We start from the raw sequence: 16,193 nt of genomic DNA on the forward strand, positions 1-16,193 counted from the left end.
GGGGCAAGACCCGCCTTATGCGCTGGCGGGCGGGATGCTGGCATGCGTGGGAGCAATCGCAAGCACAAACACGACGCATGGGGCGGGATGCTGGTATGCGTGAGAGCAATCGCAAGCAACAGCCACGACGCATAGGGCGGGTCTCGACCCGCCGGCGCCTCGGCGGTGGTCCGGTCTCGCACTGGAGCTGTCCGGATCCTGCGCCGAACCCACGCCACTTCGTTGCAGTCCCGGTCGCGGCTAAGACGCGCCGGCGGGAATCGGCAAGCCGCGGCTGCTAGCCGGGCACGGGGCCTTTTTGGCGACCAAGTGGCGGGGCAAGGCCCGCCCTATGCGCTGTTGCTGTGCGAGGCGTCGATCAATTCACGCGCGCCCTGGGCCAGCAACTGCTCGGCCACGGCGATACCCAGCGCCTCGGCCTGGCTCGCAGGTCCGCGGCGTTCGGCCCGCACCGCGCGCCCGTCGTGCGGCGCGCCGACCAGGCCATGCAGCTCGAGCGCGTCGCCATCCAGGCGCGCCAGCGCCGCGACCGGGACGTGGCAGCTGCCGTGCAGCGCGCGGTTCATCGCCCGCTCGGCTTCCACGCAGGTGCGCGTGGCCGCGTGGTCCAGCGCCCCGCACAGGGCCTGCGTGGCGCCATCGTCGTCGCGGCATTCGATTGCGATGGCGCCCTGCGCGGGCGCGGGCAGCCACTGTGGGGCGTCCAGGCGGGCGCGGATGCGGGCTTCGAAACCCAGCCGCTGCAGGCCGGCGCAGGCCAGCACGATCGCGTCGTAGTCGCCGGCGTCGAGCTTGGCCAGTCGCGTGTTGACGTTGCCGCGCAGGTCGCGCAGCACCAGGTCGGGGCGCAGGGCGCGCAGCTGGCCCTGGCGGCGCAGCGAGGAGGTGCCGACGACCGCGCCCGGCGGCAGCGCGTCGATCCCGTCGAAGCGGTTGCTGACGAAGGCGTCGGCATGGTCGGCGCGTTCGAGGATGGCGGGGAGCATGAAGCCGGGTTCCAGCTCCATCGGCACGTCCTTGAGCGAGTGGACGGCGCAATCGGCCTGCCCGCGCAGCATCGCCAGCTCCAGCTCCTTGAGGAACAGCCCCTTGCCGCCAATGGCGGCCAGCGAGCGGTCCAGCACCTCGTCGCCGCGGGTGCTCATGGGCACCAGGTCGACCACGAGGCCGGGATGGCGCGCGCGCAGCTGCGCGGCGACGTGTTCGGTCTGCCACAGGGCGAGCGGGCTCTTGCGGGTGGCGATGCGGAGGCGTGCGGTCATCCGGGCATTATCGCCGGCCACCGCGGTCCTGCGGGCGGGGCCGGGGGTTGGGGCGGCCGCGCCAAGCCCGCTAGACCACCTGCCGGACCCCTGAGCGGGTCCCGGGCGTCCCTGTTCCTGCCCGACAGCTACTCTTTTTTGGGCGCGCGCGTGTCTTTTTTGCTCGCGCGCGAGTCTTTTTTGGACGCCCGCGCCTGAATTTTGGACGCTCGCGTCCCGTTTCGGGACGCCGGCGTCTCTTTTTTGCCCGCGCGCGACTCTTTTCGGGACGCGCGCGAGTCTTTTTCGCTCGCGAGCGTGTCTTTTTTGGACGCGCGCGAGTCATTTTCGGTAGCTGGTGATCAGTTTTTGGCCATCCGCGGGTCTTTTTTGGACGGTTGCATGTCCTTGTTGGACTCCCGCGTCTCTCTTTGGGCCTCCCGGAGGTTGCGCCGGCGAACTGGCCGGAGAGCGCCGGGCTACTGTTCTTGCTGCCACGCAAGCCAACGCGTCACGCCGACCGTAAGAGCCGGAGGGCGGCCGGCATGGATGCCGGTCGTAACTGGCCTATCCACTGTTTTGCATTTGATCTTGAGCAGCAGCGAACAGGCAAAGCTCGCGTGGGTTGAGGGCGCCGCGACCGTCTGCCCCCATCCCAACCGTCCCGGCCAGCAGGCGCAGCCTGCTGGCGTTCGATGACGCGCGGACCAGTGGTCCGCAAACGCGTCCTCTCACCCCCCGCAAGCGGGGGAAGGGGCTGATTCGCGGCGACCGTCGGCCCCCATCCCCACCTTCCCCCGCGCAGCGGGGGAAGGGGCTGATTCGCGGCGATCGTCGGCCCCCATCCCAACCTTCCCCCGCGGAGCGGGGGAAGGGGCTGATTCGCGGCGACCGTCGGCCCCCATCCCAACCGTCCCGGCCAGCAGGCGCAGCCTGCTGGCGTTCGATGACGCGCGGACCAGTGGTCCGCAAACGCGTCCTCTCACCCCCCGCACAGCGGGGGAAGGGGCAATGCTCAGAGATGCTTGAGGGTCTCGCGCAGGCCCGCCACGCAGCGGCGGCTGACTTCCAGCGGTTGCTTGCCGTGGCGCAGCAGGGCCTGGACGTGGCCGTCGGGGCTGCGCTTGAGTTCGACGATCTCGTGCCGGGCCACCAGGCAGTTGCGGTGGATGCGCACGAAGCGGCTGCCGAATTCCTCTTCCAGCGACTTGAGCGATTCCTCGATGAGGTCCTCGCCGCGCGCGTGGTGGACGATGACGTACTTCTCCTCGGCGTGGAGGTAGTGCACGTCCTCGATCGGGATCAGGCGCAGGCTGCCGCGCAGGCGCGCGCACAGGTGCGTGCGCTGCTGGCCCTGCGGCGCGCCGCTGCTGGCGCCCTGCCCGCGGCCGGCGGCGAAGGTGCGCACGCGGTCGATGGCGGCGGCCAGGCGTTCGGGACGCACGGGCTTGACCAGGTAATCGATGGCCTCGGCCTCGAATGCGGACAGCGCATGGGCGTCGTAGGCGGTGCAGAACACCACGGCCGGACGCGGTTCGAACGCGGCCAGGTGGCGTGCGGCCTCCAGCCCGTCGATGCCCGGCATGGCGATGTCCAGCAGCACCAGGTCGGGATGGTGGGCGGCGCAGGCGTGCAGGGCTTCGTGCCCGTCCGCCGCGTCCGCGACCACTTCCACGCCCTGGATGGAAGCCAGCAGGCCGCGCAGGCGTTCGCGGGCCAGGGGTTCGTCGTCGGCGATGACTACCTTCATCGGTTGAGGCTCCCCGTTCCCACCGGCAGCCGGAGGTCCACCTGATAGTAGCCCTCACGCCACTGCGCGACCATCCGTGCCCCCGGACCGTAGGCGAAGGCCAGGCGCTGGCCGATGCTGGCCTGGGCGTGGCGGGTGCCCCCGCGGCGCCGCTCCCCGGGCTCGTCCAGTGCCTGCTGCACGTCCGCCTCGCGCGGCGGCGGGGCCGGATTGCGCACGCAGATCAGCAGTTCCTGGCCCAGCTGGGCCAGTTCCACTTCGATCTCGCCGCCGCCCGGCAGGCGGGACACCCCGTGCAGGACCGCGTTCTCCAGCAGGGGCTGCAGCACCAGGCTGGGCATCGGCATCCGCCAGGGCAGCGGTTCGGCGCGGACCCAGCTCACTCGCAAACGGTCGCCCAGGCGCAGCTGCTCGATCGCCAGGTAGCGCTCGCACAGCTCGATCTCCTCGCGCAGGGTGGACTCCCGGTCGCCGGCGCCCAGGGCGGCGCGGAACAGGTCCGACAGGTCCAGCACCGCGCGCTCGGCCACCACCGGGTCGGTCCGGACCAGGCCGGCGATGGTGTTCATGCTGTTGAAGAGGAAGTGCGGCTTGATGCGCGCCTGCAGCGCATCGACCTCGGCGCGCGCGCTGGCGCGCACCTGCGCCTGCCAGCCGTCGTTGACGTAGAGATAGCGCAGCACCACGGCGACGATCAGCATCGTCACCGCCGCCGAGCCCCACACGAAGCGCAGCATCGATACGTTGTCGGGCACCAGCCCGTAGCCCAGGTTGGTGTCGATCACGTGGGCCATCGACGCGCCCAGCGCCGCGACCAGGCCGCTGCCCAGCAGCGCCACCAGGGTGCCCAGCGGCATCGGCAGGCGCGAGACCTGGGTGCGCGACACGCACAGCAGCACCGCCGCGGTGAGGGCAAGCCAGAGGGAGAAGGCGCTGGCGGTGACGAAGCGCTCGATGTCCCACTGCACGCCGCCGCCCGGCGCCAGCGCCAGCACCACGATGACCAGTTCGGACATGCCCAGCATCACCGCCAGGCGGGGCAGCCGGCACAGGTCCGGCAGCCAGGGATCGCGGGCGGCCGCGGAATGCTTCATGCGGTGCGCGCGCGGGCCATGGCGGGCGTCGGCGGCCTCAGGCCAGCCGCTGCGACATCCAGGCGGCCAGGTCGGCGATCTCTTCGCCGCAGACCTGGTGACCCATGGGATAGGCGTGCCATTCCACCGGCAGCCCCAGCGCGCGCAGCTGGCGCGCGCTGGCGTCGCCGCCGGCGTAGGGAACCACCGGGTCCATCTGGCCGTGGGCCATGAAGACCGGCTGGTTGCGCGCCTGCGGCGTGGCTTCGGCCACCAGCCTCTGCGCCATCGGCAGGTAGGTCGACAGGGCGATGATCCCGCCCAGCGGCGTGGCGCGGCGCAGGGCACAGGCCAGCGCGATCGCGCCGCCCTGCGAGAACCCGGCCAGCAGGATGCGCGAGGGATCGACGCCGCGGGCCTGTTCGCGTGCGATCAGGGCCTCGACCTGGCGCACCGAGGCGTCCACGCCGCCTTCGTCGGCGCGGTTGGCCAGGTTCATGTCGACGATGTCGTACCAGGCCCGCATGCGGGCGCCGCCGTTGATGGTCACGGCGCGGACCGGCGCATGCGGGAACACGAAGCGCAGCGCCGGCCAGTGCGGCCGCACCAGTTCCGGGACGATGGGCGCGAAGTCGTGGCCATCGGCGCCCAGGCCATGCAGCCAGAGCACGGTCCAGGCGGGATTCGGGCCGGTCTCCTGCTCGACGGTGTCGAGGCGGTCGATGGCGGCGGGCGCGGCGGAAGTGTCGTTCATGCAGGCATTGTGGCCGCTGCCCCCGGGCGCTGCCAGCCTTGCGCGTCGCAGCTCCTGCGACGGCCCCATGCGACGCTCGGCCCCTGGCCGATCGGGCGCTGGCCCGTATGCGGGCCAAGCCGGCGCAGCGGCCGTGGTGGGCCGATCGCCTGGCCCGGGGATCGGACCTGAGCAGACCCGAGCAGACCCGAGCAGACCCCGTCAGAACGGCCGGCCAGGACTGCCGGTCAAGCCCCGGCAACCTGGACCGGGCCCGTCAGACCCGGCCCGCCAGCCAGCAAGTTCAGGCCCCGCCCGGGGCGCGGCAGGATAATGATCACCATGGTTGCGCATCAGCTCCCCGATCCGCCCGGCCCCGCCGACGACGCGGTGCTCGCGCGGTTCCACCCGGCGGTGGCCGCCTGGTTCCGGCGCGCGTTTGCCTTCCCCACGCCGGCGCAGCAGCAGGCCTGGCCCGCAATCGGCGCCGGCCGCCACACCCTGGTGGCGGCGCCCACCGGCTCGGGCAAGACACTTACCGCATTCCTGTCGGCGATCGACGGCCTGGTCCGCGAGGGCCTGGCGCAGGGCCTGCGCGACGAAACCGCGGTGGTGTACGTCTCGCCGCTGAAGGCGCTGTCCAACGACATCCACCTGAACCTGGAAGCGCCGCTGGAAGGCATCGCCGCCGAGCTGGCGCGCATGGAACTGCCCGCGGTGGACATCCGCACCGCCGTGCGCACCGGCGACACCCCGCAGTCCGAACGCGCGCAGATGCGCCGCAAGCCACCGCACATCCTGGTCACGACGCCCGAATCGCTGTACGTGCTGCTGGGGTCCGAATCCGGCCGCGCGATGCTGGCCACGGCCCGCTCGGTGATCGTCGACGAAATCCACGCGGTGGCGGCCAGCAAGCGCGGCAGCCACCTGGCCCTCACGCTGGAACGGCTGGATGCGCTGTGCGGCCGGCGGCTGGTGCGCATCGGCCTGTCGGCGACGCAGAAGCCGATCGTCGAGGTCGCGCGCTTCCTGGTCGGCGCCGGGTCGGTCGCGGCCGACGGCACGCCCGACTGCAGCATCGTCGACATCGGCTACGACCGCCCGCGCGACCTCGCCCTCGAACTGCCGCCCACGCCGCTGCAGGCGGTGATGTCCAACGAGCAGTGGGAGCAGGTGTACGCGCGCATCGCGCAGCTGGTCGAGCAGCACCGCACCACCCTGGTGTTCGTCAACACGCGGCGCATGGCCGAGCGCGCGGCACGGCACCTGGGCGAACGCCTGGGCCGCGAACACGTGGCCGCCCACCACGGCAGCCTGGCCAAGGAACTGCGGCTGGACGCCGAACAGCGGCTCAAGCGCGGCGAGCTGAAGGTGCTCATCGCCACCGCGTCGCTGGAGCTGGGCATCGACATCGGCGACATCGACCTGGTGTGCCAGCTGGGCTCGCCGCGCGCGATCGCCGCGTTCCTGCAGCGCGTGGGGCGTTCGGGCCACTTCGTCGGCGGCGTGCCCAAGGGCCGGCTGTTTCCGTCCTCGCGCGACGACCTTGCCGAGTGCGCCGCGCTGCTGGACTGCGTGCGCCGGGGCGAGCTGGACGCGCTGAAGATGCCGCGGGCGCCGGTGGACGTGCTGGCGCAGCAGATCGTCACCGAGGTCTGCGCGCAGGAATGGAGCGAGGACGCATTGTTCGAGCTGTGCCGCGGCGCGTGGCCGTACGCCGGGCTCTCGCGCGAGAGTTTCGACGACACCGTGGCGATGCTGGCCGAGGGCTTCAGCAGCCGCCGCGGCGCGCGCGCCGGCTACGTCCATCGCGACGCCGTCCACGGGCTGCTGCGCGGCCGCGCCGGCGGGCGCATGACGGCGCTGATGTCCGGCGGCACGATCCCGGACACCGCCGACTACAACGTGGTGCTCGAACCGCAGGCGCAGAACATCGGCACGGTCAACGAGGACTTCGCGATCGAGAGCCTGGCGGGCGACATTTTCCAGCTGGGCAACGCGAGCTACCGCATCCTGCGGGTGGAGCCGGGCCGCGTCCGCGTGGAAGACGCGCAGGGCGCCCCGCCGAGCATCCCGTTCTGGCTGGGCGAGGCGCCGGGCCGCAGCGACGAACTGTCGGCCGGCGTGTCACGCCTGCGGGCGGAGGCCGCGCAACTGCTGGCCGATGGTGGCGACGTGGTCGCCTGGCTGCACGGCACCGTCGGACTGACGCCCGAGGCCGCCCAGCAGCTGGGCGAATACCTGGCCCGCCAGCACGCCGCGCTGGGCACCCTGCCCACGCAGGAACAGGTGGTGCTGGAACGGTTCTTCGACGAGTCCGGCGGCACCCAGCTGGTGATCCATTCGCCGTACGGCAGCCGGCTCAACCGCGCCTGGGGGCTGGCGCTGCGCAAGCGCTTCTGCCGCAAGTTCAACTTCGAACTGCAGGCGGCGGCCACCGAGGACGCGATCGTGCTGTCGCTGTCGACCAGCCACAGTTTCCCGCTCATCGAGGTCGCCCATTACCTGCATTCGGCCTCGGCCGAGCACGTGCTGGTGCAGGCGCTGCTCGACGCGCCGCTGTTCGCGGTGCGCTGGCGCTGGAATGCGACCACGGCGCTGGCGCTGCCGCGCTTCGTCGGCGGCAAGCGCGTGGCACCGCAGCTGCAGCGGATGAAATCCGAGGACCTGCTGGCGACCGTGTTCCCCGACCAGGTCGCTTGCGCGGAGAACCTGGTGGGCGAGCGCGAAGTGCCGGACCACCCGCTGGTCGCGCAGACGCTCGACGACTGCCTGCACGAGGCGATGGACACCGCCGGCTGGCTGGCATTGCTGCGGCGCATGGAGGCCGGCGAGGTCACCGTCGCCGCGCGCGACCTGACCGGGCCCTCGCCCTTCGCCGCCGAAGCGCTCAATGCGCGCCCCTACGCATTCCTCGACGACGCACCGCTGGAAGAGCGGCGCACGCAGGCGGTGATGGCGCGCCGCTACGCCGACGCGGACAGCGCGGATGACCTGGGCCGGCTCGACCCGGCCGCGATCGAGGAAGTGCGCGCGCAGGCCTGGCCGGAAGTCCGCAACGCCGACGAGATGCACGATGCGCTGATGGGCCTGGGCGTGGTCACCGCCGAGGAAGCGCGCTGCCATGCGTGGCTGCCATGGCTGGAAGCGCTGGCCGGCCACGCACGCGCCACGCGCGCGGCCCTCGGCGAGGGCCTGTGGTGCGCCGCCGAGCGGCTGCCCACGTTGCAGGCGCTGCATCCGGAAGCGGCGCTGGACCCTGCGATCAGCGCCCCGCCGGCGATGGCGCACGAATCGTGGACGCGCGAGGCCGCGCTGACCGAACTGCTGCGCGCGCGCATGACCGGGCTCGGCCCGGTCACCGTCGCCGCACTCGCGCACGCGCTCGCCGTGCCCGCGCTGGACGTCGACATCGCGCTCGCCGGCCTGGAGAGCGAGGGCTATGTGATGCGCGGACGCTTTTCGTCTGCGGCCACCGAAGGCACGGCGCCCGAAGAGTGGTGCGAGCGCCACCTGCTCGCGCGCATCCACCGCTACACGATCGGGCGGCTGCGCCGGGAAATCGAACCGGTCGAGCCGCGGGATTTCATGCGCTTCCTGTTCGACTGGCAGCGCGTGGCCAAGGCCGCGCGCGTGAGCGGGCCCGAAGCGCTCGCCGGCGTGCTCACGCAGCTGGAAGGGTTCGAGGCGCCCGCGGCCGCCTGGGAATCCGAACTGCTGCCGGCGCGGGTGAGCGACTACTCGATCTCGTGGCTGGACGACCTGTGCACCGCCGGCCGCATCGCCTGGACGCGCCTGCGCGGCGCCAGCACCGAGGCCGCCGGCACGCGCGCCGCGCCGGTGCGCGCCACGCCGATCGTCCTGCTGCCGCGCCGCACGCTGTCGCACTGGTCGGCGCTGACGGCGCAGCAGCTCGAGGACGGGCCGCCGCTGTCCTCGCGCGCGCAACGCGTGCTCGACGTGCTGCGTGGGCATGGCGCCTCGTTCTTCGACGAGCTGTCGACCAGCGCGCACCTGCTGCGCACCGAACTGGAGGACGCGCTGGCCGAACTGGTCGCGCGCGGGGCACGTCACCTGCGACAGCTTCGCGGGATTGCGCGCGCTGCTGGTGCCTCCCTCGAAGCGGCCCTCGCCGATGGGCCGGCACGGGCGACGGCGCGCGGCGCTGATGGGCATCGAGGACGCCGGCCGCTGGACGCTCGCGCGCAGGGCGCCGGTGGCGTCGGACACACCGGCCGCCGCCACCGCCGCGCGCGCCGAGCAGGTCGAACACGTCGCCCGCACGCTGCTGCGACGCTATGGCGTCGTGGCATGGCGCCTGCTCGAACGCGAGGCGCCATGGCTGCCGCCGTGGCGCGAACTGCTGCGCGTCTACCACCGGCTGGAGGCGCGCGGTGAAATCCGCGGCGGGCGATTCATCCAGGGCATGTCCGGCGAGCAGTTCGCCCTGCCCGACGCGGTGGCCGCGCTGCGGCAGGTGCGCCGCCAGCCACCCGACGGCGCCTGGCTCGCGCTGTCGGCCCTGGACCCGCTCAACCTGGTGGGCACGGTGGTGGCCGGCGCGAAGGTGCCGCGCCAGCTGGGTGCGCGCGTGCTGTGGCGCGACGGCGTGCCGGTGGCGACCCTGGTGGCCGGCCAGGTCGAATGGCTGCAGGCGCCGGCGCCCGACGAGGAGCCTCACGCGCGCCAGGTCCTGCTGCGCGAACCCGAATTCGCATTGCCCGGCCTGCTGGCCGGGCTGGGCGTGGCGCCCGCCGCCTGAGCGCACCACCGGCGCGTGGGGCAGAATCAGGCGCCCGCCCCCGCTGGTCCGAGTCCATGCCGTTGCTCCGCTGCTGTGCCTGCGTCCTGTTCGCGCTGCTGTCGGTCTTCGGCGTCGGCCAGGCGCGCGCCGACGAACCCGTCCGCGTGTTCGCCGCCGCCAGCCTGACCAACGCGCTGGAGGAACTGGCCACGCAGTGGCAGGCCGCGGGCCATGCGCGCCCGGTCCTCGCCTTTGGCGCCTCGTCCACGCTGGCCAAGCAGGTGGAAGCCGGCGCCCCGGCCGACCTGTTCGCCTCCGCCGACCAGAAATGGATGGACCATGTCGCCAAGGCCGGCCGCATCGCGCCGGAGTCTCGCGTGGCACTGCTGGGCAATACGCTGGTATTGATCGCGCCGCGCAACCGTGCGTTCAAGGCGACGCTGCGCGAAGGCGCGGCGCTGGCGACGCGGTTCCGCGGCAAGTTGTGCACCGGCGAGCCGGGCGTGGTGCCCGTGGGCATCTACGCGCAGCAGGCGCTGACACATGTGGGTGCCTGGGACGCGCTGCAGGGTCGCATCGTCGGCACCGACGACGTGCGCACCGCGCTGGCCTTCGTCGAACGCGGTGAATGCGGCGCCGGCGTGGTGTACGCCACCGATGCGCGTATCAGCCAGAAGGTGCGCGTGGTGGCGACGTTCCCGGCCGACAGCCATGCGCCGATCGTCTATCCCGTCGCCCTGACCCGCGATGCGCCGGCGCAGGCGCGCGCGTTCCTGGCCTTCCTGCGCGGTCCCGCCGCGGCGAAAGTGTTCCTTCGCCACGGCTTTACCCGAGGCCTCCCATGAGCACCTGGCTGACGCCAGAGGAAACCCAGGCGCTCTGGCTGTCGGCCAAGGTGGCGCTGTGCTCGACCCTGCTCTGCCTGCCGGCGGGCATCGGCCTGGCGTGGTGGCTGGAGCGACGTCGTTTTCCCGGCCGCTTCCTGGTCGATGCGCTGGTGCAGCTGCCGATGGTGCTGCCGCCGGTGGTGCCCGGCTACCTGCTGCTGTTGCTGCTGGGCACGCAGGGGCCGCTGGGCCGATGGCTGGAGTCGCAATTCGGGATCGTGGTGGCCTTCACCTGGAAAGGCGCCGTGCTGGCTTCGGCGGTGATGGCCTTTCCGTTGATGGTGCAGCCGATCCGGCTCGCGTTCCGCCTGATCGACGCGCGGCTGGAGCATGCGGCCGCCACGCTGGGCGCGCGGCCCTGGCGCGTGTTCGCCACCATCACCCTGCCGCTCGCGGCGCCCGGCGTGATCGCCGGTGGTGTGCTGTGTTTCTCGCGCAGCCTGGGCGAGTTCGGCGCGACGATGGCCTTCGTCGGCAACATCCCGGGTGAGACGCGCACGCTGCCGCTGGCGATCTATTCGCTCACGCATGTGCCCGATGGCGAAGCGGCGGCGCTGCGGCTGGTCGTGCTGTCCATCGCGCTGGCCGTGGCCGCGTTGCTGGTGAGCCACTGGCTCGGGCGCCGCGCCGAACGCCGGCTGGGGTTCGCCGACCACCGGAGCGCGCATGCTGAGCTTTGACCTCGAGTACTCACGAGGCGCGGTTCAGAAAGGCGGGTTCCAACTGCAGGCACGCGCACAGCTCGCGGGCGGCGTGACCGGCATCTGCGGGCCGTCGGGCTCCGGCAAGAGCACCCTGCTGCTGCTCGTCGCCGGACTGCTCAGGCCCACGGGCGGCACGCTGCAACTGCACGACCGGATGCTGGTGGACCGGGCGCGCAACATCTTCATCCCGGCCTAGGGCCGCCACTTCGGCCTGGTGTTCCAGGAAGGCCAGCTGTTTCCGCACCTGAGTGTGCGCCGCAACCTGCTGTACGGCCACGATCGCCTGCCGCCGGAGCAGCGCCTGTTCGCACTGGATGCGGTGCTGGAGCTGCTGGAGATCGGCCACCTGGTCGACCGTCGCCCGGCGCTGCTGTCGGGCGGTGAGCGCCAGCGCGTGGCGCTCGGCCGCGCCCTGTTGTTTTCACCGCGGCTGCTGCTGCTCGACGAACCGCTGTCCTCGCTCGACGACCGCCTCAAGCAGCAGATCCTGCCGTTCCTCAAGCGGGTCAAGGACGAGACCAGGATCCCGATGCTGTACGTCAGCCATTCGCGCGCGGAAGTCGAGTTCCTGGCCGACCGCGTGCTGGCGATGGACGCCGGACGCCTGCAGCCGCTGCCGTGACGCGGGCGCGTCGCCTCGTGCCGATGGATCGGGCGCGGGATCGCGGAACGGAGCAGCCAGCAGCGCGCGGCGGGGCCGTGCCCTCATTGCTTGCGGGTCGGCAGCCCCAGTGAGCGGTTGATCGCGTGCTGCAGCGCGATCATGAAGACCGCGGAGGTGACGCCGAACATCATCAGGCCGTCGGAGGCTTCCATGGGGGCAAGCATGCGCGCGCGACCGGTCAGGGTGAAATCGCCGTAGCCCAGCGAGGTGAAGGTCACGCCGGAGAAATACAGGGCGGTTTCGAAATCGGGGAACTGGCCCAGGATCTGGTACAGCGCGGCCCAGCCCGCCATCTGCACGATGCCCGCCACCAGCAGCAGCAGCATGATGTACACCAGCTGCCTGAAGGCCGACAGCAACGGATGCTCTCCGAGCGGCTGCCGGGCGGCGGCGACGTAATAGCGGATCACCTGCACCACCGCCGCGATCTGCACGGCCAGGCAGGCGATCATCATGGCCATGCCCACGCAGATGGTGACGATCATGGCGCGCACCACGAAGAGGCGGATGGCGTCGGCTCGAACCGCAGGGCCATGGGCTAGCGATCCATGATGGTTACGGAGTCGGCCCCGGAGTGGTTTCCACCGGTTCCACCACGACCACCGGCGCCGCTTCGGCCGGCTGCGGCACGTGCTCGTCGACCCACTTCCAGAACAGCTCGTACGCCACGCCGAGCACGACGGGGCCGATGAAAAGTCCCAGCAGGCCATCGGTGATCATGCCGCCCAGCGCGCCGATCAGGATGACCGGCATCGGCACCTCGACGCCGCGCCCCAGCAGCAGCGGCTTGAGCACGTTGTCGGCCAGGCCGGCGATGAAGACGTAGATCGCAAACACGATCGTGCCCGCGCTGGCGCCCTGGGTGGCGAACACGTAGATGATCACCGGGATGGTGATCAGCGTGGCCGGCAGCTGCACGATGCCCAGCATCAGCACCGCCAGCGCCAGCAGGCCCGCGGCCGGGACGCCCATCAGCACCAGCGCCGGTCCGATCAGCAGGGTCTGGATGAAGGCGATGCCGATCACGCCCTGCGCGACGGCGCGGATGGTGGCCGCGCACAGCGTGACGAACTGGTGGCCCCGCAGCGGCCCCACCAGCGAGGTGGCGACGCGTTCGGCGGCGGCGGTGCCACTGGTCCCGTAGGCCATGAAGATGCCGGCGATCGGCAGGGCCGCGATGAACAGCAGGAACCCCGACGCCACGCCCGCCAGCGTGCCCAGCAGCTTCAGCGCGCCCTGGCGGAAGCGCGGGCCAAGCTTCTCCAGGAGCGCCTGCGGATCGTTCGCCGCCAGTTGCCAGGCCTCATGGATGCGCGGGCCCACCACCGGCCAGTCGTCCACGGACGGCCACGGCGGCGGAATGTGGATCTTGTCGCCTTCGAGCATCTTCAATGCGCCCACGGCCGAGGTGAGCAGTGAATCGCCCAGCAGCAGCGCCGGCACCGCCAGGATGAGGATCGCCGCGACGACGATGATCGTCGCCGTCCATCCGTTGCCCAGGCTCCACTTGCGGCTCAGCAGTCGCTGCAGCGGATACAGCGTGACGGCCAGGATGATCGACCACAGCATCAGGCTGAGGAAGGGATGGAAGAAGCGGAAGCAGAACACCGCCAGCAGGATGATCAGGACGGCGCGCAACAGCACGTCCATCAGGACTTCCGGCCACGGGTGATCCGCGTCTGGACTGCGCATGGCGCTCCTTCCTCGTTCCCTTCGGAGAGGATCGTTGCCGGGAACCTGGCGCCGCAGTAGAGCGCGCGGGACAACGGCCTTGCAATGCGACGAAAGGTGCATTGCCAGCCCCGGCCACCTTTGCCACAGTCGGTCGAATGGCGCGCACACGCGTCGTCGGCGGACGTGGCCGCGGCCAGTCGTCCCGGCCCACTGCCCGCGACCTCGCGGTGGCTGCGTCGCGCCGGTCGCGTGCTCGCGACCCTTCATGCGAAACCGGCCGCGTCGCGCTGGCCGAGGGAGGACCCATGGCCGTCACCGCTCCGGCACTGTTCGGCCACGACCCGGCCTTCGAGCCGATGCTCACCTGCGACCGCGCGCTGGGCGGCGTCGGCCGCAAGATCCGCGTGCTCAATGCGATCGCGTGGCCGGTCGAACTGGAGGAACGCTTCCTCCAGGGATGGCGGGCGGGGAATCCCGCGCTGCCCCAGCCAGCCACGATGCCGGTCCCGCTGGATGCCGAGATCGCCACGCTGGATACCCTCATGCGCGGACTGGACCGTGGCCACCCGATCGGCAACTGGCTCTACAAGTCCGCCTGGAGCTACCGCGTCGCCGCGCGCATGCTCGGCCAGATCGGCCAGCCGGGCTTCACCCGCTGCTCGGTGCTGCTGTACGGCCGGCCGGACACGCAGTACCGCAACCAGGTGGTGAACAACGCCGACGCCGCGCGGCAGATGCTGGCCATCACCGACGACCTGATCGACCGTGAACTGCTCACGCCGGTGCCCTGCGACATCCCGGCCGACGTGTTCGCCCAGCGCCTGCGGGAAAAGATCGCGCCGTTCTTCGTCCACGACGAGGTGGAGGTGGTGCTCGACCCCTCGCTGGCCTCCAAGGCCACCGCCAGCAGCAGCCGCGTGCGGATCCGCGCGACGGCGATGTTCTCCGAGGAGGACCTGGAGCAGCTGACCCAGCACGAGGCGTACATCCACACGGCCACGCTGCTCAACGGCAAGCACCAGCCGCACCTGCGCACGCTCGGCCTGGGTGCACCGCGCACCACGCGCACGCAGGAGGGCCCTGGCGACGTTCGCCGAGATCATCACCGGCGCCATGGATATCGCGCGCCTGCGGCGCGTGGCCCTGCGCGTGCTGATGGTGCAGGCCGCGCTGGACGGCGCCGACTTCATCGACGTGTTCAAGGGTTTCCTTGAAGCGGGGCAGAGCGAGGTCGAAAGCTACCGCAGCGCTTCGCGCGTGTTCCGCGGCGGCGACGTGCGCGGGGGTGTGTGCTTCACCAAGGACGGGGCGTACCTGGAAGGGCTCTTCATGGTGCACATCTTCATCCGCAAGGTGCTGCAGGAAGGTCGCGCCGAACTGCTGCCGATGCTGTTCGCAGGCCGGGTCACGACCGGCGACGTGATCACGCTGGCGCCGTACATCGCCACGGGCCTGGTGGGCCGCTCCGTGTACGTGCCGCCGTGGGCGCGCCAGCCGCAGCGCATCCTCGCGCTGATGGCGTTCTCCGTCGCCGCGCAGCAGTTCCAGCTCGACCGGCTCGAGTTGCAGCGGTTCGCCGACTATGAGGACGAAGTGATCGAGGCGGCGGGACTGGACTACTGAGGCGTCGCTGCTGATCCACCGCCCCGGACGGTGGCGGCCCGTCTCACCGCGTCAGCCGGGCTGCCGCGCCGCGGGCTTGGTGCGGTGCCACACCAGCTGCATCGCGCCGACCGCGAACAGGCCGGCCAACGCGAACTGCATGACACGGGTCATCCATTGACCGGGGTCGCCGGGACCGGCCGCGATCGCCGAACTCAGGATGATCAGCATCGCGTTGCAGCCCACGGTCAGCGCGGCGGCGTTGGGGTCGCCGCGCGCGAATCGCGCGCCGATCACGATCCCCAGTGCAAACAGGATGAGCCCCAGCGTGAGCAGCGAAGGCCCCATCAGCAGCACCCAGTAGGCGCCCTGGCCCGTCACGCCGCCGGCGGCGTTGGCCAGCACGCGGCGGACCGCATCCTGCTGACTGCGCTGCAGGTCGAAATTCGCCACCAGCAGCACGGTGCCGATCAGCACTGCCATGGCCTGTGTCGGCGCGAACAGCAGGAACACCAGCATCATCGGCACCACGACGGCCGTGGCGGCGAGCGCGGTCGCGATCGGCGCAGGAGGCGCGGCGGGCGGCGGCGCGGCGCGGCGCGGCAGGCTGCGGGGCCACACGGCGTAGACCAGCCAGATCGCCAGCATGGCCAAGGCGATCCCGCGCACGAGGGCCAGGGGCAGGCGGCCGGCTTCGGTGGGATACGCCATCGCCACGATCGGGACCGTCGACAGGCACACCAGTCCCAGGATGGCGGGCAATGCCGGCCCACCGGTCAGCATGGTCAGGAACAACACGAACAGGCACACCGAAATGGCGCCGAACAGGACCACGGGCGCGTGCTGAAGCAGCGTCGACAGCAGCCAGGAGAACAGCGCGGCGAGGGCCATCGCGACGACCAGCATCGCGCCCACCTTGAACGGCGGACGCCCGGGCAGGTTGACCAGCAGCACGCCGGCCAGAAGAGGCGCGAGGAAGGTTGGCCGCCAGGTCATCGCCTCGCAGACCACGAATGCCAGGCTGACCGCCACGGCAAATCGCAGCGTGGCGTGGCGCGCGGCCAGGACCGTCTCGTCGGGGCGGCCAGGATCGACGCGGCCAGGAGCGGCGCGGGCCATGG

The 16,193-nt window shown here is 71.5% G+C and carries 11 protein-coding genes and 2 pseudogenes; 6 read left to right on the top strand and 7 right to left on the bottom strand.

Going from position 1 to position 16,193, the window contains the following annotated elements; genetic code table 11:
* Positions 1-329 precede the first annotated feature (329 nt).
* From hemC to I8J32_RS02285, 4 genes are all read right to left on the bottom strand, one after another.
* The gene (gene hemC, locus I8J32_RS02270; RefSeq protein ID WP_200615450.1) at positions 330-1,262 is read right to left on the bottom strand and encodes a hydroxymethylbilane synthase; all 933 of its coding nucleotides are present in this window, start codon (positions 1,260-1,262) and stop codon (positions 330-332) included.
* A 994-nt stretch (positions 1,263-2,256) separates the two neighbouring features.
* Positions 2,257-2,991 carry a LytR/AlgR family response regulator transcription factor gene (locus tag I8J32_RS02275; RefSeq protein WP_200615448.1) on the bottom strand — a complete coding sequence of 245 codons (735 nt, stop codon included), beginning with the start codon at positions 2,989-2,991 and terminating at the stop codon, positions 2,257-2,259.
* Positions 2,988-4,085 carry a sensor histidine kinase gene (locus I8J32_RS02280; RefSeq protein WP_200615447.1) on the bottom strand — a complete coding sequence of 366 codons (1,098 nt, stop codon included), beginning with the start codon at positions 4,083-4,085 and terminating at the stop codon, positions 2,988-2,990. The genes I8J32_RS02275 and I8J32_RS02280 overlap by 4 nt, the downstream gene beginning before the upstream one ends.
* A 37-nt stretch (positions 4,086-4,122) precedes the next feature.
* Positions 4,123-4,818: an alpha/beta hydrolase gene (locus I8J32_RS02285; protein ID WP_200615446.1), complete on the bottom strand. Its 696-nt coding sequence runs from the start codon at positions 4,816-4,818 to the stop codon at positions 4,123-4,125.
* Between the two features lie 321 nt (positions 4,819-5,139).
* On the opposite strand from I8J32_RS02285, the pseudogene I8J32_RS02290 reads away from it, so the two are divergent.
* The 4 genes and pseudogenes from I8J32_RS02290 to I8J32_RS02305 all read left to right on the top strand — a co-directional run bounded on the left by I8J32_RS02290 (position 5,140) and on the right by I8J32_RS02305 (position 11,754).
* Positions 5,140-9,559 (top strand): annotated as a pseudogene (locus I8J32_RS02290) (DEAD/DEAH box helicase).
* Between the two features lie 56 nt (positions 9,560-9,615).
* On the top strand, positions 9,616-10,386 hold the full coding sequence (gene modA / locus I8J32_RS02295) for a molybdate ABC transporter substrate-binding protein (RefSeq protein WP_200615445.1): 771 nt from the start codon (positions 9,616-9,618) through the stop codon (positions 10,384-10,386).
* On the top strand, positions 10,383-11,108 hold the full coding sequence (gene modB, locus I8J32_RS02300) for a molybdate ABC transporter permease subunit (protein WP_200615444.1): 726 nt from the start codon (positions 10,383-10,385) through the stop codon (positions 11,106-11,108). The genes modA and modB overlap by 4 nt, the downstream gene beginning before the upstream one ends.
* A pseudogene (locus I8J32_RS02305) lies at positions 11,095-11,754 on the top strand (ATP-binding cassette domain-containing protein). Before modB ends, I8J32_RS02305 begins: the two are co-directional and overlap by 14 nt.
* Before the next feature lie 83 nt (positions 11,755-11,837).
* Here the strand turns inward: I8J32_RS02305 and I8J32_RS02310 are convergent.
* Complete coding sequence (locus I8J32_RS02310) at positions 11,838-12,281, bottom strand: potassium channel family protein (protein WP_200615442.1); 444 nt, start codon at positions 12,279-12,281, stop codon at positions 11,838-11,840.
* 70 nt (positions 12,282-12,351) lie between these two features.
* Positions 12,352-13,488 carry an AI-2E family transporter gene (locus I8J32_RS02315; protein ID WP_200615440.1) on the bottom strand — a complete coding sequence of 379 codons (1,137 nt, stop codon included), beginning with the start codon at positions 13,486-13,488 and terminating at the stop codon, positions 12,352-12,354.
* A 287-nt stretch (positions 13,489-13,775) separates the two neighbouring features.
* Here I8J32_RS02315 and I8J32_RS17770 point away from each other — a divergent pair, with 287 nt between their 5' ends.
* Positions 13,776-14,684, top strand: a complete 909-nt coding sequence (locus I8J32_RS17770; protein ID WP_207526737.1) for a tyrosine/phenylalanine carboxypeptidase domain-containing protein — start codon at positions 13,776-13,778, stop codon at positions 14,682-14,684.
* A complete protein-coding gene (locus tag I8J32_RS17775) occupies positions 14,584-15,093 on the top strand; it encodes a tyrosine/phenylalanine carboxypeptidase domain-containing protein (RefSeq protein ID WP_207526738.1) in 510 nt (169 codons plus the stop codon). The genes I8J32_RS17770 and I8J32_RS17775 overlap by 101 nt, the downstream gene beginning before the upstream one ends.
* A gap of 51 nt (positions 15,094-15,144) precedes the next feature.
* Here the strand turns inward: I8J32_RS17775 and I8J32_RS02330 are convergent, their stop codons facing one another.
* The gene (locus I8J32_RS02330) at positions 15,145-16,191 is read right to left on the bottom strand and encodes a DUF2955 domain-containing protein (RefSeq protein ID WP_200615438.1); all 1,047 of its coding nucleotides are present in this window, start codon (positions 16,189-16,191) and stop codon (positions 15,145-15,147) included.
* Positions 16,192-16,193: the final 2 nt, after the last annotated feature.

The sequence above is a fragment of the Lysobacter solisilvae genome (genome assembly GCF_016613535.2).
In the GTDB taxonomy this organism is placed as follows: Bacteria; Pseudomonadota; Gammaproteobacteria; order Xanthomonadales; family Xanthomonadaceae; genus Agrilutibacter; species Agrilutibacter solisilvae.

What these genes read in the sequence shown, in the direction of transcription:
- modA (WP_200615445.1), top strand. Translation starts at nt 9,616, where the DNA reads ATGCCGTTGCTCCGCTGCTGTGCCTGCGTCCTGTTCGCGCTGCTGTCG.
- modB (WP_200615444.1), top strand. Translation starts at nt 10,383, where the DNA reads ATGAGCACCTGGCTGACGCCAGAGGAAACCCAGGCGCTCTGGCTGTCG.
- I8J32_RS02315 (WP_200615440.1), bottom strand. Translation starts at nt 13,488, where the DNA reads ATGCGCAGTCCAGACGCGGATCACCCGTGGCCGGAAGTCCTGATGGAC.
- I8J32_RS17775 (WP_207526738.1), top strand. Translation starts at nt 14,584, where the DNA reads ATGGATATCGCGCGCCTGCGGCGCGTGGCCCTGCGCGTGCTGATGGTG.
- I8J32_RS02285 (WP_200615446.1), bottom strand. Translation starts at nt 4,818, where the DNA reads ATGAACGACACTTCCGCCGCGCCCGCCGCCATCGACCGCCTCGACACC.
- hemC (WP_200615450.1), bottom strand. Translation starts at nt 1,262, where the DNA reads ATGACCGCACGCCTCCGCATCGCCACCCGCAAGAGCCCGCTCGCCCTG.
- I8J32_RS02330 (WP_200615438.1), bottom strand. Translation starts at nt 16,191, where the DNA reads ATGGCCCGCGCCGCTCCTGGCCGCGTCGATCCTGGCCGCCCCGACGAG.
- I8J32_RS02280 (WP_200615447.1), bottom strand. Translation starts at nt 4,085, where the DNA reads ATGAAGCATTCCGCGGCCGCCCGCGATCCCTGGCTGCCGGACCTGTGC.
- I8J32_RS02310 (WP_200615442.1), bottom strand. Translation starts at nt 12,281, where the DNA reads ATGATCGTCACCATCTGCGTGGGCATGGCCATGATGATCGCCTGCCTG.
- I8J32_RS17770 (WP_207526737.1), top strand. Translation starts at nt 13,776, where the DNA reads ATGGCCGTCACCGCTCCGGCACTGTTCGGCCACGACCCGGCCTTCGAG.
- I8J32_RS02275 (WP_200615448.1), bottom strand. Translation starts at nt 2,991, where the DNA reads ATGAAGGTAGTCATCGCCGACGACGAACCCCTGGCCCGCGAACGCCTG.